Here is a 23,746-nt window from a genome sequence, read left to right as displayed (position 1 = left end):
AGCCGCGGTTTAATTGTCAGTCAAAATGTTTCCCAGTTTTCATCTTGTCCGGTCACCGCTGCGCGCGTACGTGTTGTCACGGGTGCCGGGGTTGCTTCGCTGTACGCCGACCGCGAGCTGACCGTATTTGTCGTTTTTGAAGTAAGACGGAACGCCGAGACGGCCATTTTCAGGCGGCTCGCCTGGTCCTCCAGCGCAGCGGCCGCGGCAGCGGACTCCTGCACCAGGGCGGCGTTTTGCTGCGTCACACGATCCATTTCCGATACCGCCAGGGCGACCTGGTCAATACCACGACTCTGCTCATCCGATGCAGAGGCGATTTCACCCATGATGTCCGTCACGCGCGTCACGGCATTCACGATGTCATTCATGGTTTCACCCGCACTTTCCACCAGCACCGAGCCGGTATCCACGCGTGAAACAGAGTCTTCAATCAGGGCTTTGATCTCTTTCGCCGCATTGGCGCTGCGGCTGGCGAGGTTACGCACTTCGCCGGCGACCACGGCAAACCCGCGCCCCTGCTCGCCCGCACGCGCCGCTTCAACGGCCGCGTTCAGCGCCAGGATATTGGTCTGGAAGGCGATGCCGTCGATTACGCTGATGATGTCGGCAATTTTCTTCGAGCTGTCGGCAATGTCATGCATGGTTTTCACCACGCCGTCGACCACCCGACCGCCGCGCTGGGCGGTGTCGGACGCGCTTTCTGCAAGCTGCGACGCCTGGCGGGCATTGTCGGCATTCTGCTTCACGGTCGCGGTGAGCTGCTCCATGCTGGCCGCCGTCTCTTCCAGTGCGGATGCCTGCTGTTCGGTACGGGACGAGAGATCGTTGTTGCCCATCGCGATTTCACTCGTGCCGGTATAGATGGCATCCGCCCCCTCGCGCACGTTGGCGACGGTATCAATCAGCGAACGCTGCATATGGTCGACGCTGGTTGCCAGCTCGGTGATCTCATTGCGGCCAGAAACGGTCAGCGTTTTCGTGAGATCGCCCCGGCCAATATCACGGATATGGGCAATGACGCGGCCAAGCGGGTTAAGCAGGATATGACGAATGCCGTACCACACGGCCACCAGCACGATGACCAGCGCGAGGGCGAGAACCGCCATCTGCCATTTCGCGAAACGGTAGTCGTTCTGGCTTTGCGTAAAGGCGGAGTGATAAAGTTCGCCGCTGGCTTTGGCGTACTCGCCGAGCGCCGCGCCGAGGGCGTTCTGCATTCCCTGGGTCGGCTGCGCGAAATAGGCGTCCATATTGCCCTGCTCCAGGAACTGTACCAGCTCCGTGAGGCCGGCGAAGTAGGCCTGATATTTTTCATCTATGTTCGCGCTCGCCTGCGCCATTGCTGGCTGAGGGGCGATTTTTTTGAAGGCGTCGTAATGTTTCGCCGCGTCTGCCAGCGTGGCGCGCGCATTCTTCAGCAGTTCCGTTTTTGCGCTGCTCTGTTGGTTATTCGGGTCCATCATCATGCGGGCAGACGAGCGGCTCAGGTTGATACGCGTCTGCAACATCAGATCCCAGGTCGTGGTCAGTTCGCTTTGCTGCATTCGCAAATCGTTCGAGGCCGCGAAGCTGTCCTGGTTCTGTTTTAACGACGAGAAAAAGAGGCCGCCAGAAATAAGCTGAAGAAGTGCGAAAATGACCAGCACCATCATAAGCATTGTGACAACGCGGATACGGTTCAACATACAACACCTTCTCATAGATTTATTAACGGTGTTATCGGCACAGGCCACAGGAACTTTACATTTGCGAAAGGGAAAAGCGCGGGAGTCAGAATGCGACGTCGACAATCAGCGTGTCGGTGTAGGTTCCGGCAGGCGGCGTGGCCTGGCTGGTCAGAACTTTGGCGGTATAGTTGTAGGTACGTAAAAGCCCGTCCGTACTGACCTGCGATGAGCTGGCGCTGGCCCAGCGCTCGCTGCCGCTGCCGCCCCAGCGGTTGCTGGTCGCCTCTTTATAGATGTCGTAACTCATGAAGTTGCTGCCGCTGACCATACGACGCACGTTGTTCAGGGCGTTTGCCCCATTATTAATGCCTATGGTGTAGGTGCTGCCCTTGGTGCAGGTGACGGCGACCGACTGTGAAACAGTGGGAAAATTTTGCACCAGCGGCGCGCTGTTAAAATTCACGTCCGGCGTGGTCATGGTGCTGCAATCGTTGGTGACGGTCATGTTGAGGAGGATCGAGGTGGTTGCCGTGCCGGTTTGCGGGGTCAGGCACGCTCCGACCGCGCCAACGGCGCACACGTTGTAGTTAATGCTGAACGTTAACAACACCTGATACGGCCCGGCGGTGACGTTCTGCCCCATTACGGTCCGGAAATAAAGGGGAATGTTGTAGCGCCTTGAACCCAGCAGCCCGAGCAGCGTGTTTCCGCTCCAGGTATAGGCTTTGCTGATTTGTATTTCACTGTTTCCGCCGCAGCCGGACGTCCCGCACAGCCGCGCAGGGATGACATCGGTAATAGCCGCGTTGTCCGTACGCTTCATGGTCGCCCGGCTATTCGCGAAGACGGATGCCGAGGTGTAATTCAGCGTCACCGAGTCGTTAGTTAACAGGTTGAGAACGGTATCGCAGGTCACCACCAGCGTGCCCGTCGTTTCCACTTCCCCGGTGCCGCTGAGTGCGAACGAGGTGACGCTGCCAAACGAGGCATTCACCGTACTGACGGTACAGGCCGCCCAGCTGCCGCCGGAGCACAGCAGCAGGAGCGCGATTAACAGGCGTCTCACGGCGCCTCCCGACAGGTCAGCGGACCGTAGGTTTGCAGCTTATGTTCAGGGTTTGCGCCAACGGTCAGCGTTGCCGTACAGCGTTTACCCTCCGGGGTGATGACCTCGAGCGGATTCACGTCGTTGAGGTTTTCCAGCCAGGCGAGGCCGTCGTAGCCGACAACCGCGCTGCTGCGGGACGCGCGTCTGACCTGGCTTCCTACCGGGATCGCATTGCCCTGCGCATCGTGCAGGATCACGCTGGCAACCCGCTCCTGCTCCATCGGGAAATCCACCAGATAACCGTTATGCCGACGAATCGCCACCCGACGCTCGGTCTCTTTCAGCCGGGTATCCGCGGGTAAGTTCAGGGTATCAATGCGGTAACTTGCCGGGTAATAGGCGGAAACGCCGCTCACCAGCAGATAGCCTTTGTTATTGGTTTTTCCGACCGGCTGGTTTTCGTAGCTGACGGGAACATCCGGATGTCCGTCGGTGCTGATCACCACAAACGCATCGTTGATTTTGTTCGCCGCAAACAGCTCACCGTCCATCAGCACGACAGAGCCCATCGCCTCGCCCCACCAGGTCATCATGCCCTTCTCACCGTAGCCGCCGCCCTGTAGCTCCACGTTGTTATTCCGCCAGCCGAGCGTGGCCTGCTGATAGTTACTCGACCGCGACTGGTTGGCCCAGGCCATGTTCCAGCTAAAGCCGCCGTCTGAAGGCATCGAGTGGTTGTAGTTAATGCGTTGAGTGCTGCCTGCGTCAGGGGTGTTTTCAAAGGTGACGGCGGCGCTGTCACGTTCGCCGAGGGGAACCTGCAACGACAACGCAACCGTCCAGTCGCCTCGCTGCTGGTCACGGCTGGCAGCCAGATAAATACTGCTTGAGCCCCACAGATTACGGCTCCAGGAGAGGTTGAGCAGTTCAGTTTTCTGGCTGTCAAAACTCTCAACGCCGATCCACGCCGCGCCGATATTGCCGTATCCGCCGAGGTTAAAGGTTAAGGAATACTGGTCGGTATTGCGGCTCAGGCTGGCAACGGGGTTATCATTTTCATCATAAACGGTGGGCTGATCGTACAGGGCGAGATTGCCAAAACCACGATCACGTCGGGTATGCTGGGTCGCTACGCTAAACTCGCTGGTGTTGTATTGATAGCCCCAGTTTATCTGGCCGCCGCTGTCGCCGCGCATGCGGCTTTGGGTCCACGAGGTATTTACCACGCCAAAACGCCCGAGCTTCAGTACCGTGCCCGCGCCGCCAAGCGCCAGCGACTCCGCCCCTTCCGCATGCCCCTCCAGCGTCAGCCAGTCGGTCACCCCGTAGCGGTACGATCCGCTGCCCGCCGCCGGGCCATAGTCAAAATTCTCAATACCGTAGTTACGCCGCAGGCTGCCCAGCGTCACGGCGCCGTCGCTTAACCCCTGCTTAAGCAGATCGCTGCTGACATAAAACGGCAGCGTGGTACTCACCTGACGACCCAGCGCATCAGTGGTAACCAGTACTGCATCGCCAGCACCGTTGATATACGGCAGATTGGTGAGGGTAAACGGCCCCGGCTGAAGGCGGGTGGAGCCGGAACGGTAGCCGTTAATAAAGAGATCGACCGAGGTCGGGACAGCCGCCTCGCCGGAAAACGCCGGCAGCGGCCAGGTCACCAGATCCGGACGCAGGGAGAAGTCGCGCCCGTAGCTGATCCCGCCCATGCGCACGCTGGTGCTCCAGCTCAGCGCATCGCTGATGACGTCCCCGGCGGACCAGGTGGTGGCATCCTCTTCGTTGGTGATCAGTAACGTAGAGTCATAACGCACGTACCCTTCCTGCTGCCCGCTGTTACCGGTGAAATTCTGCCGGGCGTAACCCGTCGATGAAAATGAATAATCCTCATTGAAATAGCGGAACTCGTGCCAGACCGACGCCTGGCCGCCCGTGTGTTCGGAATGGTTGGTATAAACGTCGTAATTGAGCAGCGCGCCGCGGCCATAGTGCGGTTTGCTTTGCGTGCTCTGCTCACTGAAAGGCGTGACCCGCGCCGCGACCCAGTCCCGGGGGACCGTCAGCAACAGGCGCTGGGCCGTGCTGTCGTACTCTGCGCGTACCGACGTAAGCGTCGAGAGATTCACCTCTCCGGCTGGCACATGCGCGGGCGGCAGCCCGGCGCGGAGCAAATCCGCGCCCGAAATAAACCAGGCGCCCTCACGCTGCGTCACCGGCACCACCAGACCCGTGTCATAGTGGTTCAGCACCAGGGCGAGCTGGAATACTGCTTCGCCGTTTATCGTCCGTGCATCCGGCGGCGGCGGTAAACTGTCGTCGCCGGTTTCGGCAAAGGCGCTGGTACTGACGCAAAGCAGGATCATCATCGCCGGTTTCAGTTGACGGGCGTCGATTGCCATTGCGTATCCCTGGCATTAATTTGCGCGCTCATCCGGTTCGGCTGATAAATCCCAGCCGGAAGCGGCCAGCTTCGGGTGCTGCCTGGCAGCACATAACCCAGCAGCCCCTCGGCAACCGTGCGTTTTTGCCCGCCCTGCTCAACCGCAACCTGGCTGAGCCGGACGTGCACATCCCCCTGATTACGGACCTGAAGCGCGGGTTTCCCCCCTTCCTGAACGACCCGCCAGCTCAGCTGTTGAGTATTCGCCAGCGCGTGGTGCGCCCCTTCGTTGAGGGTGGGGATCCCCTGCCCATAAACAAATAAGGGAATGGAATAGCGCATTTGCAGTTTGAGGCCCATGGACGGTTCCGCTTTGGCATCCGGCTGGGGAATTTCATCCACAATAATGCGGTAGGCCTGCTCAACCCCCGACGGGATCGTCCCCTGCTTGATCAGGCGAATAAGCTGTTTACTGCCTTTGGCGATGGTCACGATCGGCGGGCTGGCAACCACATCCTGCTGGGCGGTGTAACGCTCATATCCGCCCTCCTGCTTCCAGCGCACAATACGCACCTGCATTGTCGTGGCGCTGTTGCCCTGATTCTGGATCCACAATTCAGTTGCTCTGGCCTCTGCCGAAAGCCACGGATCGATGGGCCACAAAAGAATGGTTGCCGCTGCCTGCGCCTGGCCCGCTGCCAGAGCCGTTGCCCCCAACAGACCCACCAGGCCTGATCGTCTGAAAAATGGCTTCATCGATGTTCTCCCTTTCCTACCATGACAAGGTCACGGTGAGTTGATCTGAATATGTTCCCGGCAGGCTAAACCCCGTCAGGAGCGCGACGCCAAAAAGAGGCAGCGCGATGTTATTGCTGTTGGTATAGGTAATCGGTATGGCCTGGTTAACCCCAATTTCGCTGTTCGCCGCCAGAGAGCTGCTGCTGAAGAGCCGGTAACCAACAACTTCGGTCCCACCTGAACGCGTCATCCGTCGCACCGAGCTGTAATTCTGGCCGCCGTCAATGCTCATGCTCAGCGCCACGCCCGGCGTGCAGGCGATGGACAACGCGCCGTCGGCGACAAAGCTGGTGCTGACCGGCGTGTTGTCCACGCCGTTACGGGTTCCAAAATCCAGCGTCCCAAAGCGCCCGCCCGTGCCGGTACTCACCGAGCACCCTGGTACTACCGTCGCGCTCACCCTGAAGGACTGGGAGGTCACCGCCCCGGCGTCGCAGTTCATCATCAGCCCGACGATCAGGGCCAAAAAAGGGTGCACGACGCCCTCTGCGCTTTCGCGCAGACATAAACACAATGCCTTCATGGCTGAATCAGTAGGTGACGCTGACGTTAATCGTGTCGGTATAGGTTCCCGGTACAACCGTTACGCTATTGCCACCGCCCGTTATGCGTCCGTAGAGGGTATAGCTGTCCACCCCGCCCGCCGTGGAGGCAACGGGCAACGCGGCGTTGTTAGCGATCACGTTGTTGTACCCGCTGTCGCTATAGAGGCTGTATGCCACGCCCTGTGCCGCATTGGCGGTGTTCACCAGATAGCGGGAGGGTGTGCCGGGGGTGCCGACAACGGTTCCGGGTGCGGTCGCGTTGGTGTTGCCGGTGATCGCCACCGTGTAACTGGCAGTGGTACATTGAATGGTAAAGGTGTTTCCGCCGCTGGCCCCGGTTAACTGGGTTGTCAGGGTGGAGAATGTCGCAGGATGGGTCCCGAAATCGAGTGTCCCGAAGTTAATGCCGTTTTGCGTTGGCGAGCCGTTGATCAAACAACCGTTCGTCAGCGTCAGCGTCGCCCCGATAGTACCGCTACTGGTGACTGCCAGCGCCTGACCGACAGTCGCCGCCGTCAGCAGTGTACCCGCGCAGATAAAAAGATGTGTTCTTTTCATTTACCACCCTCCAGAAGAAATAATGGTCCGCTTACCCTATTTTATTCATACTGTTCAGTATGTTAGCCCCGCTTAAACATTCCCCGGCGCGGTTACTGAGAATTTAGTTTATGGTTCACGCTTCAACCACTTTCAGCGAAAGTGAGACACCCGCCCTCCAATTAACAGACTATTAACAAACATTACAAAGAGTTAGCAAAATAAAACGGGCATTATTCTTGCTTAATTTGAGGATATATCGCCTGTAATGTGATCCTCGTCACAATATATCGTCATCGTAAAAACAACGAATTTCATAAAAATTAAAAACAAGTTGTAACTCACGCAGCTTTACTTCAATTTATGCCCCGAATATTTTCCTGCGCTTAAATAAAAATTTTGTATGCATTGACGCAGGAAACTCTTTTAGCGCATAGAGGATCTTTTTGTGGCAAGTGCAAACAAACTCACGCTCTTCATCGTGATTTTCATGCTGGCGGGCATTCTTTCAGGTGCGGCAATCCATGAGTATGCTTCGCCCGACGCGATACAGGCCTGGTCGGAGAACATCACCCTGCTGACCGATATTTTCCTGCGGCTGATTAAGATGGTGATTGCCCCGCTGGTGTTCAGCACCCTGACGGTGGGCATTATGAAGCTGGGTGAAACGTCGACGATTGGGCGCGTCGGGGGTAAAGCGATGGTGTGGTTTATCAGCTCATCCGTGCTTTCCATTCTGGTGGGGCTGTTTATTGTTACCCTTGAACAACCCGGCAGCGGTCTGAACTTGAGCATTCCGACAGAGACGGTTGATACCGGCCTGGCCGTTAGCGGGATGTCGCTGAAAGCCTTCCTGTCACACACTATTCCAACCAGCATTGCCGGCGCTATGGCGAACAATGAGATCCTGCAAATTGTGGTCTTCTCGATGTTCTTCGGCATCGGCGGCGCGTCATTAGGTCAAAAATTCAACGCCCCGCTGGTGGCGGCGCTGGATGTGGTCTCCCACATTATGCTGAAAGTGACGGGCTATGTGATGTACGTTGCGCCGCTGGCCATTTTTGCCGCGATTTCGTCCGTGATTGCCACTCAGGGTCTGGGCATTTTGCTGAACTATGCCTCGTTCATTGGCGGTTACTATGTGGCGATCCTTCTGACCTGTCTGGTATTGCTGGCGGTAGGTTACATGGTACTGAAAAAAGAGATTTTCCGTCTGGTGGCGATGCTGAAAGATCCGGTGCTGGTCGCGTTTACCACCAGCAGCTCAGAAGCGGCATACCCGAAAACGCTGGAGCAGTTAGCGCGCTTCGGCTGTTCACGTAATATCGCCTCTTTCGTCCTGCCGATCGGCTACTCGTTTAACCTGGTCGGCTCCATGGTGTACTGCTCGTTCGCCTCGATGTTTATCGCCCAGGCATACAACATTCACCTGAGTTTCACCGAGGTGACGGTGCTAATGTTAACGTTGATGCTGGCCTCGAAAGGGATTGCGGGCGTACCGCGCTCGTCGCTGGTGGTGCTGGCGGCAACTATTCCGAGCTTTAACATTCCGGTGGCCGGGATCTTGCTGCTGATGGGGATTGACCATTTCCTGGATATGGGACGATCGGCCATTAACGTGCTGGGGAACGGGATTGCGACGGCGATGCTGTCGCAGAATGAAGGGGCGCGGGAAGCGGAATCAGCGCTGGTGGAGCAGGAGGCGTAAGGATACAAAAGAGCCGGGTGGCGGCTTCGCCTTACCCGGCCTACGAATGGCTCGAACACGTAGGCCGGGTAAGCGTCAGCGCCACCCGGCTTTATTTTATGCCACGTGATTCGCCGCAATATCCAGCAGCGCCATCTCTTCGCTGTTCAGCAGCTTCTCAATATTCACCAGAATCAGCATACGCTCGCCGAGCGCACCCAGCCCCGTCAGGTATTCCGTCGACAGCGTGACCGCAAACTCCGGCGCAGGACGGATTTGATCGGCGGTCAGCGACAGTACATCAGACACGCCATCCACCACGATCCCCACCACGCGCTGCCCCAGATTCAGGACGATCACCACCGTGTTATCGTTGTACTCCACATCGCCCTGGCTAAACTTCACGCGCAGGTCCACGATAGGCACAATCACACCGCGCAGGTTGGTCACACCCTTGATAAACGCTGGCGTATTCGCAATGCGCGTTACCTGGTCGTAACCGCGAATTTCCTGCACTTTCAGGATGTCGATACCGTACTCTTCATCCCCTAAAGTGAAAACCAGGAATTCCTGTCCAGATGGCTCGCCCGCCAGTTTCGTTACGTTACTCATACCGGTCATGTTATTACCTTTTACTTAATCAGGCGGCTGTGTTCGCCACACGTTGTTCACGATTTAATCCCTGAAGTGCCGATACATCGACGATCAGCGCGACGCTACCATCACCAAGGATGGTGGCAGCAGAGATCCCCGGCACTTTGCGGTAGTTACTTTCCAGGTTCTTAACCACCACCTGATGCTGACCAATCAGCTGATCGACCAGCAGCGCGTAGCGGCGTCCGGCGCTTTGCAGGATCACAACGATACCCTGCGTGGCCTCGGTTTTTGCCCCGTCCACTTCAAACACTTTCCACAGTTCCACCAGCGGCAGGTACTCGCCGCGCACTTCGAGCACGCGCTCGCCGCCCGCCAGCGGATGCAGATCTTCTTCACGCGGCTGGAGGGACTCCATCACCGCGTTCAGCGGCAGAATAAAGACTTCGTCCGCCACTTTAACGGACATGCCGTCAAGAATGGCCAGCGTCAGCGGCAGCAGGATGCGAATCGTGGTGCCCGCGCCCTGCTTAGACTGGATCTCAACGTGACCGCCCATCTCCTGAATGTTACGTTTCACCACGTCCATGCCCACGCCGCGGCCGGAAACGTCGGTGACCTGCTCTGCGGTTGAGAAGCCCGGGGCAAAAATCAGCATGCCCACTTCTTCGTCGGTCATGTTTTCGTTAACCGCCATTCCCTGCGAAATCGCCTTCGCCAGAATGCGCTCGCGGTTCAGGCCCGCGCCATCATCGGTCACTTCGATGCAGATGTTGCCGCCCTGATGTTCCGCTGACAGGATCAGGTTGCCCACGGGCGATTTTCCAGCTGCTACGCGGTTTTCCGGCAGCTCGATGCCGTGGTCGAGGCTGTTACGCACCAGGTGCGTTAACGGATCGATAATGCGTTCAATCAGGCTCTTGTCCAGCTCGGTGGAGCTGCCCATCAGCGTGAGTTCGATCTGTTTGTTGAGCTTGCCGGCCAGGTCGCGCACCAGGCGCGGGAAGCGGCTGAAGACATATTCCATCGGCATCATGCGGATGGACATCACCGATTCCTGTAAATCGCGGGCGTTACGTTGTAACTGGCCCATGCTGGTGATGAGATCGCCATGGGTCACCGGGTCCAGCTCGTTGGAGCGCTGGGCCAGCATCGACTGGGTGATGACCAGTTCACCCACCAGGTTGATCAGCTGATCCACTTTCTCCACCGCCACGCGAATGCTCGTGGACTCGCTGGAACGCGCCGCCGGTTTTTCACCGCGGGCCGGAGCGGCCGTCTCTTTTGGCACGGCTTTCAGGGCCGGGGCAGCGGCAACTACCGCAGGGGTATTCTCTGCCGGAGCAGGCGCTTCAACGGCCGCCGCCTCGGTTTCAAACGCAATCTGATCCGCTTCAATCACGAAGCAGAGCACCGCCACGATCTCATCCTGGCCAATCCCATCGTCAAGCGTCGCGGCCAGGCTGTCTTTGCCCTTCACCACGTTGCTGAGCGTCGCCAGGTTCCCCAGCTCCTCTTCCAGCAGGTTGACCTCGTTCTCCTTCAGACGTGACAGCACCACGCGCAGTTTTCCTGCGGGCGCGTCAGGCGCCGTATCGGGTTCGGCCCCGGCGTCAACAACGCTCAGTTTTGCCGCAGGGACAGCGGGCGCAGACGCCTCACCTTTGGCTTCCAGCGCTAACTGACGCAGCGCGTTGCAGATGTATTCAAAGCTGGCGGCATCAGGCTCTGCCGAACTTTTATAGGCGTCGAGCTGTTCCTGCATAATATCTTTCGTTTCCAAAAACAGGTTGATAATGTCGGTATTGAGCTGCATCTCACCGCGTCGTGCTTCATCCAGCAGGTTTTCCATTAAATGGGTGGTTTCCTGCAAAATGGTAAATCCAAACGTTCCGGCACCGCCTTTAATGGAATGCGCCGCACGGAAGATGGCATTGAGCTGTTCTGAGTCCGGTGCCTCGGGCACCAGATCCAGCAAATGTTGCTCCATATCGGCCAACAATTCGTCGGCTTCATCAAAAAATGTCTGGTAAAAATCGGTAATATCCATGCTCACGCTATCACCTCGGATTGGCTGGTGGCGATGTTGGAACGGCAGCCGAAGGGACGGCCCCAGGCTGTTTTAAATCGTCCAGTGACTCATTCTGACTTTCGGCGTTTTCATGCAGGATGGCCTGCTCCGCCTGCTGGTTCAGCACTAAAAGACTGATACGACGGTTGATGGCGTCATCCGGTCCGCGGTCGGTAAGGCGCATGGTTGCAGCCATGCCGACCACGCGCAGGACCTTGCCATCATCAAGCCCACCCGCCACCAGCTCGCGACGCGAGGCGTTGGCGCGATCGGCAGAAAGCTCCCAGTTGCTGTATCCTTTCTCTCCCGTGGCGTACGGGAAATCATCCGTGTGTCCGGACAGGCTAATGCGGTTTGGAATACCGTTCAGCACCGGTGCAATCGCACGCAGAATATCGCGCATGTAGGGCTCCACGTCGGCGCTGCCGGTTTTAAACATCGGCCGGTTCTGGCTGTCGATGATCTGAATACGCAGCCCTTCCTGTACCAGGTCAATTTTCAGATGCGGACGCAGCGCGCGCAGCTTAGGGTCTGCTTCAATCAGCTGATCCAGGTCACCGCGCAGTTTTTTCAGACGCGCCTGCTCCATCTTTTTTTTCAGCTCGTCGATGTTAGGCTGTTTTTTCACTTCACCCTGCTGCTGGGTGTAATCGTCACCGCCGCCGGGGATCGGGCTGTCGCTGTTAGAAATGCGCGGCCCGCCGGTAACCGCCGTCGCCAGCGGCGTTCTGAAATATTCCGCAATCTGAATAAGCTCTTTCGGGCTGGAGATGGAGATTAGCCACATCACCAGAAAGAAGGCCATCATGGCGGTCATAAAGTCGGCGTACGCGATCTTCCAGGAGCCGTGAGAACCGTGCCCGTGCCCCTTATGCTTGCGCTTTTTTACGATGACGATCGGATGGGACTGGTTTTTCATGCGTCCTCAGTTGTCGTCTGTTGGTTAGGGTTTTTCACCGCGCGCACGTGCTCTTCCAGTTCGATAAACGACGGACGTTCGCTGGAGTAAAGCGTCTTACGACCAAATTCGACGGCAATCGGTGGCGCATAGCCGTTGAGGTTTGAGAGCAGCGTAATTTTCACGCACTGCATCATTTTGGTGGTTTCGGCGCTCTTCTGGCGCAGCACGCTCGCCAGCGGGGAGATAAAGCCGTAGGCCAGTAAAATACCGAGGAACGTCCCCACCATCGCGTGGGCAATCAACGCCCCCAGCTCAGCCGCCGGGCGATCCGCCGAGGCCAGGGCATGCACCACACCCATGACCGCCGCCACGATGCCGAACGCCGGAAGCGAGTCGCCCACCAGCGCCAGGCTGTTGGCCGGTACTTCGGATTCGCTCTCGTGGGTTTCGATCTCTTCGTCCATCAGGGCTTCAATTTCGAAGGTGTTCATGTTGCCGCTGATGATCAGTCGCAGGTAATCGACGATAAAATCGAGCATCATCGCGTCGGCCAGAATACGCGGGTAGCTGGCGAAAATTTCGCTCTCTTTCGGGTTTTCGATGTCCCGCTCCAGCGAGAACATCCCCTGCTGACGTGACTTCGCCATCAGGCGATAGAGCAGCGCCAGCAGATCCATATACATGCTTTTGGTGTATTTCGAGCGACGAAACAGCAGCGGAATTGCCTTCAGCGTGCCCTTGATCGATTTGCCGTTGTTACCAACGATAAAAGCCCCTACCCCTGCACCGCCGATGATGACAAGTTCAGCCGGTTGATAGAGTGCTCCAAGGTGCCCGCCGGTCATCATGTAACCGCCGAAAACTGTACCGAGAACTACCAGGTAACCTAATAAGATAAGCACGACATCATCCTTCCGCTAGTGACTATGGCAGGACGTTCATTTCGAGCGCATGACCTGAACGCAGGGTAAAAAAAAGCAGCGGTAATCGCTTACCGCTGCTGGAATCTTGCCCACAGGTTCGGGTTAAACAGCGTGTTCGATCTGTTCATCCAGCAGTTGTGGAATAATATCGGCAGCATCCCGGGAAAGTTTACGTCTTTTTACGGCTCGGGATGGAGGCTGGCACAAACTACAGGCGAAGCTGCCCGCAGGCTGGTGCGCGTGGGTAATGAAATTGCCGTCACAGCAGTTGCAGCGGGACAATTCAAGCATTCCGCTTTCAACAAAACGCACCAGCGTCCAGGCGCGGGTCAGCGCCAGCAGGGGTCCCTCTTCCTGCTGCGGGCATTGCTCAAGGTAAAGTTTGTAGGCTTTGATCACGGCATCAACGCCGCTGCATAAGCCCGTTTTAAGCAGGTACTGCCAGGCGTTACAGAACATGGAAGCATGAATGTTCTGCTCCCAGGTCATGAACCAGTCAGTCGAAAACGGCAGCATGCCTTTTGGCGGCGGGCTACCACGCAATTCTTTGTACAGCTTGATCAGACGACCACGGCTCAGCTGCGTCTCGCTTTCCAGCATTTGTAAACGCGCACCGAGCGTGATGAGTTCCATCGCCAGCTGGATATCACGGGCTTCCTGAACAATGCTTTTTTCGCTCATTGTTAAGCCCTTTTCTTCCGGGCTACGTCATCAGGCTGGCTGATTTCGTTGAGCAGGCGGGTGGAGAGAAGAATACCGGTGTGGATCTGTTGCAGATCGTCCACGCGGGATTCCTGAGTCAGACGCGTAATGGTCTGCGGGTTATCAAAACGGAACTGGCAGACAAGTTGATTGGTTTCAGCCAGCTTGACCATTTGCGGGAGGGTTAATCCACCCAGCATGGTTGCCATCTCTTCGTTAACACCCAGACGAAACATCGCTGACGGTTTGTCCTGACTAATCAAACGCTGCGCGAGCAATAAATACGACAAATTGATGTCATAAATATGTTTTAGCAACTCGGATGTATGCATTTTTCCCATCCCGAATAACCAACTATTATTTTTATGCGGAAAGACCGCACCCCGTGATGTCGCCGGGAAATCACCCGGTATAAAAAGAAAAGGCCAAATGCATAGTTGAATTTAGGTTTGTACGTCGTAAAGCGCGTGACCGGTTAACATGGCCAAAATGTCGGTTACACATTTTATCTTTTCTTACAAATAACTAAGATTTTTCCTAATTCGACGCAAACTCTACTCGTCAGTTTTGACACATACAATGCAGCCCCCTCTGGAATTTAAAAAAATGTGATCTCTGTCACATAATTTACGCGAATGTAACCCATAAATCCATCAGCGTGACTTGTAATTTGACTATTTATTGAGCAACTGAACCTTGTTTATATTCTTATGGAACGAATACTCATGCAGAGGGATGAGGGGATCGGGTATGAAAATTGCTACGTCGAAGAAGCACTGCCCTTTCGCGTCACAACGGGCGCGAACGCCAGAGAAGAGGCGGAGTTAATTAAGTAAAAACAGCAGCTTAAGTTTTCCTTTCGAGAAAAAAGTTTCCATGGGTAACCATCACGCTTGCGTTGACGATCGGTTAACGCGATTTAACAGCACGGAAGGCTAAATGTGTGATTTACGTTAAGTTGTTAATTACTTTCATTTAGCGTCCCCATTTCGTTATTCTTCTTATAAGAATAATTAATGAATAATTATGATAAGCTTCACACTATTGTCGCATGTGCCTCTTGCAGAAGCGGCAGATTCGCGGTAAAGCTTGAGAAAGGTGTCATTCTGACATAAAAGGAGTGTGTGATGAGTTACTCCCATCTTCTTGTTTCTGTTGCGGTTTCCCCCGAAAGTCATCAACTCGTCGCCCGTGCCGTTTCCATTGCCCGCCCGAATAATGCCCGCATAAGTCTGATTACCCTGGCTGCTGAACCCGAAATGTATAATCAACTGGCAGCGCCAATGCTGGAAGATATTCGTGAGGTTCTTCAGGAGGAAACGCAGCAATTTCTGCGCGAGCTGGTTGAGCGGGCAAAATATCCTGTCCACCAGACGGTGATTGCCACCGGCGAGTTAAGTGGACATATTCTGGACATTTGTCAGAAACAGAATGTTGACCTGGTCATTTGCGGAAATCATAACCAGAGCTTTTTTTCCCGGGCGGCATGCTCGGCAAAATCCATCGTTTCGTCAAGCCAGGTGGATGTCCTGCTGGTGCCTCTCGGGGGCAATTAATGCCCCCGGAGAAAATCAGGCGAGTTTAGGGAAGGTCGCGATCTTTTTTTGCAGATCACCTTCCTGAGTTTGCGGCTGGATCGCGCGCAAATCGTCAATAAAACGCGCCTGCCAGCGGTTGATATCATTCTTAACGATGGTCTCCATCATTTCTGAATGACGTGAAATACGTTCCGCAAGCGGCATGGTTAACGCGCGGTTCAGGGCATTTGCCACATCATCGCGATCGTAAGGGTTCACAATCAGCGCCGAGGTTAACTCGTTTGCCGCACCGGCAAATTGGGACAGCACCAGCACGCCCGGGTCAGCAGGATCTTGTGCTGCTACATACTCTTTTGCCACCAGATTCATCCCGTCGCGCAGCGGGGTGACCAGCCCGACGTCCGCATAGCGGAACACTTTCATCAGGATTTTGCGCTCAAAGTGCTGATTCAGATAGAAAAGTGGAGTCCAGCCAAGCTGACCATAGCGCCCGTTGATGCGCCCTGCTTCGGTCTCCAGCTGGTGACGAATATCCTGGTAAGCCTGAACCTCACCGCGCGAGGTCGGCGCTATCTGGGTATAGCGGATCTTGCCGTGATGCTGCGGGAATTTATCCAGCAGGGTTTCATAAGCGAGGAATCGCTCCGGCAACCCTTTGGAATAATCCAGTCGTTCAACCGAAAAGATATTCTTAACGTGCTTGAGTTCGTCCTTGAGCTGGGCAAGCTTCGGCGGCAGCGGACCAGAGGCCTGCTCGGCGATTTCGTCTGGCTCAATACCAATCGGGTAGACTTCGGTATGGAAATTTCGTCCCCACGCGGTGTGAGATTTGCCGCCGTGAGTGACCAGCCGGGTTTTACCCGACACGCTGTCGAGGAACGCCAGCCTGTCATTTTCCGTCTGGAAACCGAGCAGGTCGTAATCAGACAATGCTTCAAGAATTTCATCATGCTGCGGCAGCGCCGTAAAGATCTCTGGGGTCGGGAACGGAATATGCAGGAAGAAGCCGCTCCGGTTCTTCACACCCCGTTTACGCAGCTCCCTGGCGAAGGGCAGCAGATGGTAATCGTGGATCCATAAAATATCGTCATCTTCGATCAGCGGCAGCAGTTTATCTGCCAGCAGCGCGTTTACGCGCATGTAGCCTTCATAGGATTCACGCTGGAATTTCACCAGATCCAGACGATAGTGAAACGCTGGCCACAGCACGGCGTTTGAGAACTCGGAATAATATTCATCGTAGTCCTTCTCACTAAGGGCGAAGGAGGCCCACGTGATATTGCCCCGTGACACCTTTTTTAGCGGTTTCTCATCATTACTGATTTCCCCGCTCCAGCCAAACCAGAGACCACCCGCGGCTTTGAGGGCACCTAATACCCCGACCGCCAGGCCACCGGCACTGGCTTTTTTATCATCCGGCGGTGCGATGCGATTAGAGACGACGACTAAGCGACCCATAATGATTTCTCCCGTTGTTTTGCGCTATTTGTTGTTGTTGCTGGTTAGCGACGTCAGATATCCACTGCCAGACGCTGGCGACATTTTCCAGCCGCCATCCGGCAATGGTTTCACCAGATCCAACCTTAACAGACATGCCCTGGGCCTGGTTTACCACCCTGAACCCGGCCTCGTCGGTCAGGTCATCCCCAAAAAAGACTGGCGTACGCCCTTTGAACGGCGCTTCCGCCATAAACGCTGCAATGGCAGCGCCTTTATTAATTCCTGCCGGTTTAATCTCGACCACACATTTACCCGGCTGTAACGCCAGCTCCGGATGGGCTTCCGCCACGCTTCTTGCCACCGCAAAGATCGCCGCCTCATGATGGGGCGCCTGACGGTAGTGCAGCGCAAAGGCCATGCCTTTGGCTTCCAGTTCCGTACCGGGAAGCATTTCCAGAGCCGAAGAGAGTTGCGTATGCAGCGCCTGAATCAGCGTGTCGGGGAGTGAAACTATATGCAGTTGATCATGGATATCGCGGCGCTCCGCTCCGTGCACACCGGCCAGCGGAAAGTGATAAGGACTGGCGAGCACGTCCAGCTCGGCCATTGAGCGCCCTGAAATCAATGCCAGTGCCCCCTCGTTCTGTCGGGAGAGCTGCTGCAAATTCTCTAACACCGTGTCCGGTACAACGACGTCTTCCGGATGCGGTTCAATCCCGGCGAGCGTCCCGTCGAGGTCAAAAAAGAAAGCAAATTTTCCGGGCAGTACAGGCGGTGCGGTTAACAAGTCAGCCACCCTAATCCTCCTTACAGTGAACAAAACAGCCATGTAAGTATAGACAGTGTGACGGTGCTCGCCATTTGGCAACCGGCCCGTCAGCAAAACTGGCGGGCCGGTCAGGGGGTCAACTATGGTTAATAGTTGAGCATATTGATGGCTAAAAATAAATCAGACGGTACGCTTCGCTTTTTGCTTGTAACGGTCGAAGATCACCGCCGCCAGCAGGATCAGGCCGCGTACGACGTACTGAGAGAACGGAGAAATATTAAGCAGGTTCATGGCGTTCTCCACGGTCCCCAGAATCAGGATCCCCGCCACCACATATGAGATTTTTCCGATGCCGCCCTTGAGGGAAACGCCCCCTAAAACGCAGGCTGAGATGACGATTAGCTCATAACCAATGGAGGTCATTGGCTGGCCGCTGGTCATACGCGACGCCAGAATAATCCCCGCCGCCGCCGATACCAGCCCGGAAAGCACGAAGATAATGATCTTGGTCCGTACGACCGGAACACCCGCCAGACGCGCCGCCTCTTCATTGCCGCCAATCGCCAGCGTGTTACGGCCAAACGTGGTGCGGTTAAGCAGGAAACCGAACAGGATCAAACAGCCTACCGTCAGCCAGATTGGCGCAGGCAGCCCCAGCCAGTTGGCATAGCCCAGCGTGAAGAAACGCTCGTCTTCAATCCCCACGGCTTTCCCGTCGGAGATGATATAGGCCAGACCACGCACGATTTGCATGGTCGCCAGCGTCGTAATCAGGGCGTTAATCTTCAGGCGCGCAATGACAAACCCGTTCACCAGGCCGCTCAGCACGCCGAGCAGCAGCCCGGCCAGCACGCCGATCCACAGGCTTTCGGTCATGTTGATCACCACGGCAGTGGTGACGCCAGCACAGGCAATCACCGAGGCAACCGACAGGTCAAAATCGCCGGAGGCCAGGCAGAATAGCATTCCGCAGGCCACCATGCCGGACATGGAGATAGCCAGCCCCAGCCCCTTCATATTGATGAACGTGGCGAAATTCGGCACAAAAATCGCGCAGGCGACGAACAGGGCAGCAAAGACCACCAGCATGCCGTACTGGTCCCAGATGCGGCCAAAACTGAAAGCCGACTTCGGCGCTCCGGATGTAGTAACAGAGGACATCATTGACTCCTTACTCAGGCGACAGCCTGGCTAACTTTAGGCATGGCGAGACTCAACGCCTGTTGTTCATTCGCCTGTTCATGCAGCAATTCACCGGCAATTTCACCTTCACGCATCACAACAATGCGGTCGGCGACGCCCAGCACCTCAGGCAGATCGCTGGAGGCGAACAGGACCGCCACACCGCGTTTTGCCAGTTCATAGATGACGTTATAGATTTCGTGTTTCGCCCCCACGTCGATACCGCGCGTTGGCTCATCCAGCAAAATGACCTTCATATCTTCCGACAGCCAGCGCCCCAGAATGGCTTTTTGCTGATTGCCGCCGGACAGGTTCATGATCAGCTGTTCAGCCCCGGGGGTTTTGATGTTCAGCGAACGGATATGGTGATCCGCGTTGCTCGCCTCCCAGCCGTCGTTAATCAGACATCCCGCACGGATGAACTTGCGCCGGGCAGAGATGTTGATGTTGTCGCGCACCGAGTGCACCGGAATAATGCCCTCGGCCTTTCGATCCTCCGGGCAGAGCATAATCCCCGCGTTAATCGCCTGCGCAGGCTTCTGAATATCGACCTTTTTCCCGTCGACGAAAACCTGGCCCTGGGTTATTCGGGTGCCGCCAAACAGCCCTTTCATCAGCTCGCTGCGCCCTGCCCCCACAAGGCCAAACAGCCCGACGATTTCGCCGCTGCGCACCGAGAGTGAAATGGGCGTGCGCACGCCCGGGGCTTTGACGTTATCCAGACGCAGACGCTCAGGGCCATACTCGCGCGGTTTCCAGTGGTAAATATCCCCCAGATCGCGTCCGACCATCGCCTGCACCAGTTGGTCATGGTTGACCTGCTGCATATCGGTGAAGGTGCGCACGTAGCGGCCATCTTTAAACACGGTGATGGCATCGCTTAAGGCAAAAATCTCTTCCATTCGGTGAGAAACGTACAGAATGATGCGGCCCTCTTTGCGCAGCTCGCGGATCACGCGAAAGAGATTTTCTATTTCACGCGCCGAGAGCGAACTGGTTGGCTCGTCAAAAGCGATAATTTTGGCGTTACGTGCCAGCGCTTTGGCAATTTCCACCATCTGCCACTGGCCGATGGAGAGATACTTAAGGGGCGTTTGCGGATCGACATCCAGCCCAAGGTGCTTGAGCTGCAAGCCCGCTTCATAGTTGAGCAGCGAGCGGTTGACCACGCCGCTTTTATGCGGAAGCTGGCCCAGATAGATGTTCTCCGCCACGGTCATTTCAGGAATGAGATGCAGCTCCTGATAGATGATAGCGACGCCCGCATTTAACGCTGCCGTGGTGTCGGCAAAGGCCACCTCTTCGCCGCGAATAGCCAGCGTGCCGGTGGTGGGCGTGTAGTTGCCGCTGAGAATTTTTAGCAGCGTGGATTTTCCCGCGCCGTTCTCCCCCATCAGGGCGTGAACCTGGCCGGCATAGCAGTCGAAGCTGATATCGGTCAGCGCGTTTACACCGGGGAACGTTTTACCGATGCCGCGGAAAGAGAGATACGGATCAGACTGTTGCATAACGACTCCGTGATTCCTGTAGTGTGTACGTCTGGCCCCTCACGGTGAGTGAGGGGCGCAATCACAGCGTATTACTTACCGCCCAGTCCTTTTTTCGCCAGCTCCTCTTTGAAGTTATCGCGGGTGATCAGCACCACATCGGTCACTTCAGTGAATTTCGGCGGTTCAACCCCTTTGGTCACCCAGTTGTAGAGCATTTCGCTGGATTTATAGCCGTGGACATCCGGGCTTGGCAGCAGAGAGCCGTAGAAGCCGGTCGCCTGCGCTTTTGACAGTTCGCTCACGGCGTCAACGCCGTTGATGCCGATCCCGATTACGTCCGGCGCTTTAAAGCCCTGGCCTTCCGTTGCACGCACGCCGCCCAGCACGGTGTTGTCGTTCATCCCCACCACCAGCCAGTGCTTCACTTCCGGATGCTGGACGAGCATGGAGTTCGCCGCATCAAAGGCGCCCGGAATATCGTTGGATTTGGTCGGGACTTTGTAGATCTGTTTTTCCGGGAAGCCAGCCGCTTTCAGGGCGTCCATGGACCCGGTGGTACGACGACGGGCGGTGTCCAGCTCGTCAGCGGTAATGGCCATCACGGCGGTCTCTTTGACATCCCAGCCGCGTTTTTGCATCTCTTTGTAGAGCTCCTGGCCCTGACGCTCACCGATTTTAGTGGCCGCCATCATTACCAGCGGAACGGTATCCATCGGTTTACCTTTGGCGTTCACGAACTGATCGTCCACCGCAATCACTTTCATGTCGTAACCGCGCGCTTTCGCGGCAATCGCTGACCCCAGTTTTGGATCCGGCGTACAGATAACGAAACCTTTCGCGCCGCTGGCCGCCAGGCTATCAATGGCGTTCAGCGTTTTCTCACCGTCAGGTACGGCGATTTTAATTACCTCAAATCCCAAATCTTTTCCGGCTTTATCAGCAAATTTCCATTCGGTCTGGAACCACGGCTCTTCCGGCTGTTTAACCAGAAAACCGAGCTTTAAATTTTCAGCGATAGCGGATTGTGACATAACGGCAGCCAGGCCGATGGCCGCCAGCGCTTTAGTAAATTTGTGCATGGTAAACTCCAGCTTTAGCATTCTTATCTGTAGGGAATAATGGCGAACAACTTATTTAATCGGACTTAAAACAAGGCATTAGCGCTTACCTCGTCATAAGCGTTATTGCTGGAGATAGTTTTAGCGGGAAATTAATCATCCATAAGAGAGCGACATCACACCGCAGAATTACAGTAATTGCGTACATAAATTCAGCGAAAAATGACATAAAAAAGGACGTAATTGTCCTACAAATGGAAAGGAGTTAAGCAGGATTATCCATAAGGTCAGCTAAGAAATCCCTGTAACCCGGACGCCTTAGCGCCCGGCAGAAAAAATTACCAGCGGTAATAGATGTGTTCAGCATGATCGCGCACGGGGGCGTCGTCACCCAACAGACGAGCAGAGAGCGCCAGCGCAAAGTCAAAAGCGTGCCCCAGCCCCTTGCCGCTGATGAGGTTATTATCCACCACGACCGGCGCATCCACATATACTCCCTCATCAACGCTCTGCCAGAGATCGCCGGAACAGACGTAGCGACGCCCCTTCAGTAGCCCGTTACCGCCCAGCACCCGCGCGGCCGCAGAGCAGATCGGGCAGATGAGTTTGCCCTGCTCGTCATGGGCGGAAACAAAGCGGAGCACCTCCTGGCTAGCCGCAAGATTGACGCTCCCCTGCGGCCCACCGGGCAACACGACTGCGTCATACAGCGTATTAATGCGCTCCGTTAACGTACTGTCAGCCACCATGGGGATATTGTGGTAACTCACTACCGCACGGGACTCCGCACAGGCCAGCGTCTCCACCTCAATCTGTAAACGCCGCAGAATATCAATCGTGATAATCGCTTCTGCTTCTTCAAAACCGGGTGCCAGCAGCACCGCAACGTTAGCCATCATAAACCTCAACGAATGAAACGATGTAAAACAGTGTTTCATTTTCACTCTTTATCAGATCACAATCTTGCGACGCGATCACAGAACCGTATATTGAGTGAAAATTGATTTAGCTCAAATTTGATACGACAGGATATATTTGCAGATATTATTTCTGATTTAACACTTTTACAGAATTTCCCGCCAAAGAACGTTTCCTGAAACGATAAAAATGAGCGATATTAATTTCACACCCATTAAAATCAACAAGTTATATCAAATCCAATCTCTTAACCCTCTTTCTGTTCTGGGCTATATTTAAATTTGTAATGTATGGTAAACACAGCCCAATTAAGAGTTTTCTTAAGTCAAAGAGAAGCGTATGCTTATTTTAATCGAACACAGGAAGTGAATTTTCGAGTTTTTTACCTTGCAGAAATCTATTTCTGCCATTCAATCGTCAATACCTGCCGGGTCAGGTTAAGTAGCGGACATCAAGTCCCACAGTCAATAAGGATATGAGAATGACTACCCAAACGATGATGCAAAAACTGAATGCCCAGATGAACCTGGAGTTTTATGCTTCAAATCTGCATCTGCATTTGAGCGCGTGGTGTTCCAGAAAAAGCCTCAACGGCACTGCCACCTTCTTTCGTACTCAGGCGCAAAGTAACGTCACGCACATGATGCGCGTCTTTAACTTTTTGAAAGCTGTCGGGGCAAACCCTACCGTCAAAGAGCTTGAAACGATTGAAGATAATTACACTTCTCTGGAAGAACTGTTTCAGAAAACGCTCGAAGAGTATGAGCAACGTTGTGCGAAGCTGAGCAAACTGGCTGATGAAGCCAAAGCGCAACGGGACACCATTACCCTCAAGTTTTTACGTGATATGGACAGAGAGCAGCAGCAGGATGGCATGATGCTGAAGACGCTCGCAGATGAAATCCGCAACGCGAAACGCGCGGGGATTTGTCTGGAGCAGACGGACCGCCATCTTCTCGACATTGCTACCGTGCAACACCACTAAGTCCTTCACCCGCTCCCGTCAGGGCTGAGAGTTCCCCACAAAATAATGCCTGCACAGACGGCCCCCTCTCCCTTGAGGGAGAGGGCTGGGGTGAGGGGGAACATACGGCTCTGGTGGTCATTCCGTTCACTTTATGTTCCTTGCTACTCTGTCACGGCATAACCGGTGAACGTGCCAGGGTGGCTCAGTCGCCACCACCCTGGCGACCCGGGCTTCCGGCGGAAAATCGCCGCTTCGCGGTACCTTCGGCTTATTCCTTCCGGCTTATCGGGGACGGGCGGAGGTAACATCCCTGTAAAGCCCGCCCTCTCGGCGCATCCCTGCGCCTCGCCCCGGCCTACAGGAAACACCTCAGCGATTTACAGCCGGACCGAGGCATCGCTGAAAGCCTTCAGTTATTCTGAAGGCAACGTTATCGCTTTTGCTTTCAAATTACTGGGGATCCCTCAGTCCGTCAGGGAGTGGGTACCAACTCCCTGCTTTTGCTGACATTTAACAAATCAGATCTTG

The 23,746-nt window shown here is 55.4% G+C and carries 21 protein-coding genes; 3 read left to right on the top strand and 18 right to left on the bottom strand.

From position 1 onward, the window contains the following. Positions 1-20 precede the first annotated feature (20 nt). The 6 genes from tar to SK58_RS10955 form a co-directional block, all read right to left on the bottom strand. Positions 21-1,688 (bottom strand): methyl-accepting chemotaxis protein II, encoded by a 1,668-nt coding sequence (gene tar, locus SK58_RS10980; protein ID WP_032648771.1) that lies wholly within the window; start codon positions 1,686-1,688, stop codon positions 21-23. 85 nt (positions 1,689-1,773) lie between these two features. After that, the gene (locus SK58_RS10975; RefSeq protein ID WP_048219874.1) at positions 1,774-2,736 is read right to left on the bottom strand and encodes a Csu type fimbrial protein; all 963 of its coding nucleotides are present in this window, start codon (positions 2,734-2,736) and stop codon (positions 1,774-1,776) included. Next, a complete protein-coding gene (locus SK58_RS10970) occupies positions 2,733-5,117 on the bottom strand; it encodes a fimbria/pilus outer membrane usher protein (RefSeq protein WP_048219872.1) in 2,385 nt (794 codons plus the stop codon). The genes SK58_RS10975 and SK58_RS10970 overlap by 4 nt, the downstream gene beginning before the upstream one ends. Continuing rightward, positions 5,093-5,854, bottom strand: a complete 762-nt coding sequence (locus SK58_RS10965) for a fimbrial biogenesis chaperone (protein WP_015570266.1) — start codon at positions 5,852-5,854, stop codon at positions 5,093-5,095. Before SK58_RS10965 ends, SK58_RS10970 begins: the two co-directional genes overlap by 25 nt. Before the next feature lie 16 nt (positions 5,855-5,870). Next, positions 5,871-6,419, bottom strand: a complete 549-nt coding sequence (locus tag SK58_RS10960) for a Csu type fimbrial protein (protein ID WP_048219870.1) — start codon at positions 6,417-6,419, stop codon at positions 5,871-5,873. Between the two features lie 7 nt (positions 6,420-6,426). After that, positions 6,427-6,999: a Csu type fimbrial protein gene (locus SK58_RS10955; RefSeq protein WP_048219868.1), complete on the bottom strand. Its 573-nt coding sequence runs from the start codon at positions 6,997-6,999 to the stop codon at positions 6,427-6,429. A 427-nt stretch (positions 7,000-7,426) separates the two neighbouring features. Between SK58_RS10955 and SK58_RS10950 the strand changes: the two genes are divergently transcribed. Then, a complete protein-coding gene (locus SK58_RS10950; protein WP_017384415.1) occupies positions 7,427-8,686 on the top strand; it encodes a dicarboxylate/amino acid:cation symporter in 1,260 nt (419 codons plus the stop codon). Positions 8,687-8,782: 96 nt separating this feature from the next. Here SK58_RS10950 and cheW read toward each other — a convergent pair whose 3' ends face one another. From cheW to flhD, 6 genes are all read right to left on the bottom strand, one after another. Then, positions 8,783-9,286: a chemotaxis protein CheW gene (gene cheW, locus SK58_RS10945; RefSeq protein WP_003859699.1), complete on the bottom strand. Its 504-nt coding sequence runs from the start codon at positions 9,284-9,286 to the stop codon at positions 8,783-8,785. Between the two features lie 19 nt (positions 9,287-9,305). Next, positions 9,306-11,315 (bottom strand): chemotaxis protein CheA, encoded by a 2,010-nt coding sequence (gene cheA / locus SK58_RS10940; RefSeq protein ID WP_045907563.1) that lies wholly within the window; start codon positions 11,313-11,315, stop codon positions 9,306-9,308. A gap of 4 nt (positions 11,316-11,319) precedes the next feature. After that, a complete protein-coding gene (motB, locus tag SK58_RS10935; RefSeq protein WP_017693230.1) occupies positions 11,320-12,249 on the bottom strand; it encodes a flagellar motor protein MotB in 930 nt (309 codons plus the stop codon). Continuing rightward, positions 12,246-13,133, bottom strand: a complete 888-nt coding sequence (gene motA, locus SK58_RS10930; protein WP_003859696.1) for a flagellar motor stator protein MotA — start codon at positions 13,131-13,133, stop codon at positions 12,246-12,248. Before motA ends, motB begins: the two co-directional genes overlap by 4 nt. Before the next feature lie 123 nt (positions 13,134-13,256). Beyond that, a complete protein-coding gene (gene flhC, locus SK58_RS10925) occupies positions 13,257-13,835 on the bottom strand; it encodes a flagellar transcriptional regulator FlhC (protein ID WP_003859695.1) in 579 nt (192 codons plus the stop codon). Between the two features lie 2 nt (positions 13,836-13,837). Next, positions 13,838-14,188: a flagellar transcriptional regulator FlhD gene (gene flhD / locus SK58_RS10920; protein WP_003859693.1), complete on the bottom strand. Its 351-nt coding sequence runs from the start codon at positions 14,186-14,188 to the stop codon at positions 13,838-13,840. A 795-nt stretch (positions 14,189-14,983) separates the two neighbouring features. Between flhD and uspC the strand changes: the two genes are divergently transcribed. After that, positions 14,984-15,412, top strand: a complete 429-nt coding sequence (gene uspC, locus SK58_RS10915; RefSeq protein ID WP_017384418.1) for a universal stress protein UspC — start codon at positions 14,984-14,986, stop codon at positions 15,410-15,412. A gap of 15 nt (positions 15,413-15,427) precedes the next feature. Here uspC and otsA read toward each other — a convergent pair whose 3' ends face one another. The 6 genes from otsA to SK58_RS10885 all read right to left on the bottom strand — a co-directional run bounded on the left by otsA (position 15,428) and on the right by SK58_RS10885 (position 22,229). Beyond that, positions 15,428-16,852 carry an alpha,alpha-trehalose-phosphate synthase gene (gene otsA / locus SK58_RS10910; protein WP_048219867.1) on the bottom strand — a complete coding sequence of 475 codons (1,425 nt, stop codon included), beginning with the start codon at positions 16,850-16,852 and terminating at the stop codon, positions 15,428-15,430. After that, a complete protein-coding gene (gene otsB / locus SK58_RS10905; protein ID WP_017693229.1) occupies positions 16,827-17,630 on the bottom strand; it encodes a trehalose-phosphatase in 804 nt (267 codons plus the stop codon). The genes otsA and otsB overlap by 26 nt, the downstream gene beginning before the upstream one ends. 153 nt (positions 17,631-17,783) lie before the next feature. Continuing rightward, on the bottom strand, positions 17,784-18,764 hold the full coding sequence (gene araH, locus SK58_RS10900) for an arabinose ABC transporter permease AraH (RefSeq protein ID WP_003859689.1): 981 nt from the start codon (positions 18,762-18,764) through the stop codon (positions 17,784-17,786). Between the two features lie 14 nt (positions 18,765-18,778). Beyond that, positions 18,779-20,293 (bottom strand): L-arabinose ABC transporter ATP-binding protein AraG, encoded by a 1,515-nt coding sequence (gene araG, locus SK58_RS10895; protein ID WP_003859688.1) that lies wholly within the window; start codon positions 20,291-20,293, stop codon positions 18,779-18,781. Positions 20,294-20,364: 71 nt separating this feature from the next. Further along, complete coding sequence (gene araF / locus SK58_RS10890; RefSeq protein ID WP_017384422.1) at positions 20,365-21,354, bottom strand: arabinose ABC transporter substrate-binding protein AraF; 990 nt, start codon at positions 21,352-21,354, stop codon at positions 20,365-20,367. A gap of 317 nt (positions 21,355-21,671) precedes the next feature. After that, positions 21,672-22,229: a DJ-1 family glyoxalase III gene (locus SK58_RS10885; protein ID WP_047728096.1), complete on the bottom strand. Its 558-nt coding sequence runs from the start codon at positions 22,227-22,229 to the stop codon at positions 21,672-21,674. A gap of 503 nt (positions 22,230-22,732) precedes the next feature. Here SK58_RS10885 and SK58_RS10880 point away from each other — a divergent pair. After that, positions 22,733-23,236, top strand: coding sequence for a non-heme ferritin-like protein (locus SK58_RS10880; protein ID WP_048219865.1), 504 nt, complete (start codon positions 22,733-22,735; stop codon positions 23,234-23,236). Positions 23,237-23,746: the final 510 nt, after the last annotated feature.

Origin of the sequence: Enterobacter sp. BIDMC93 (genome assembly GCF_001037805.1) — a bacterium.
Classification (GTDB): Bacteria; Pseudomonadota; Gammaproteobacteria; order Enterobacterales; family Enterobacteriaceae; genus Enterobacter; species Enterobacter hormaechei_C.
The sequence above is the reverse complement of the archived record's forward strand: the minus strand, read 5'-3'. Positions and strand labels throughout refer to the sequence as shown.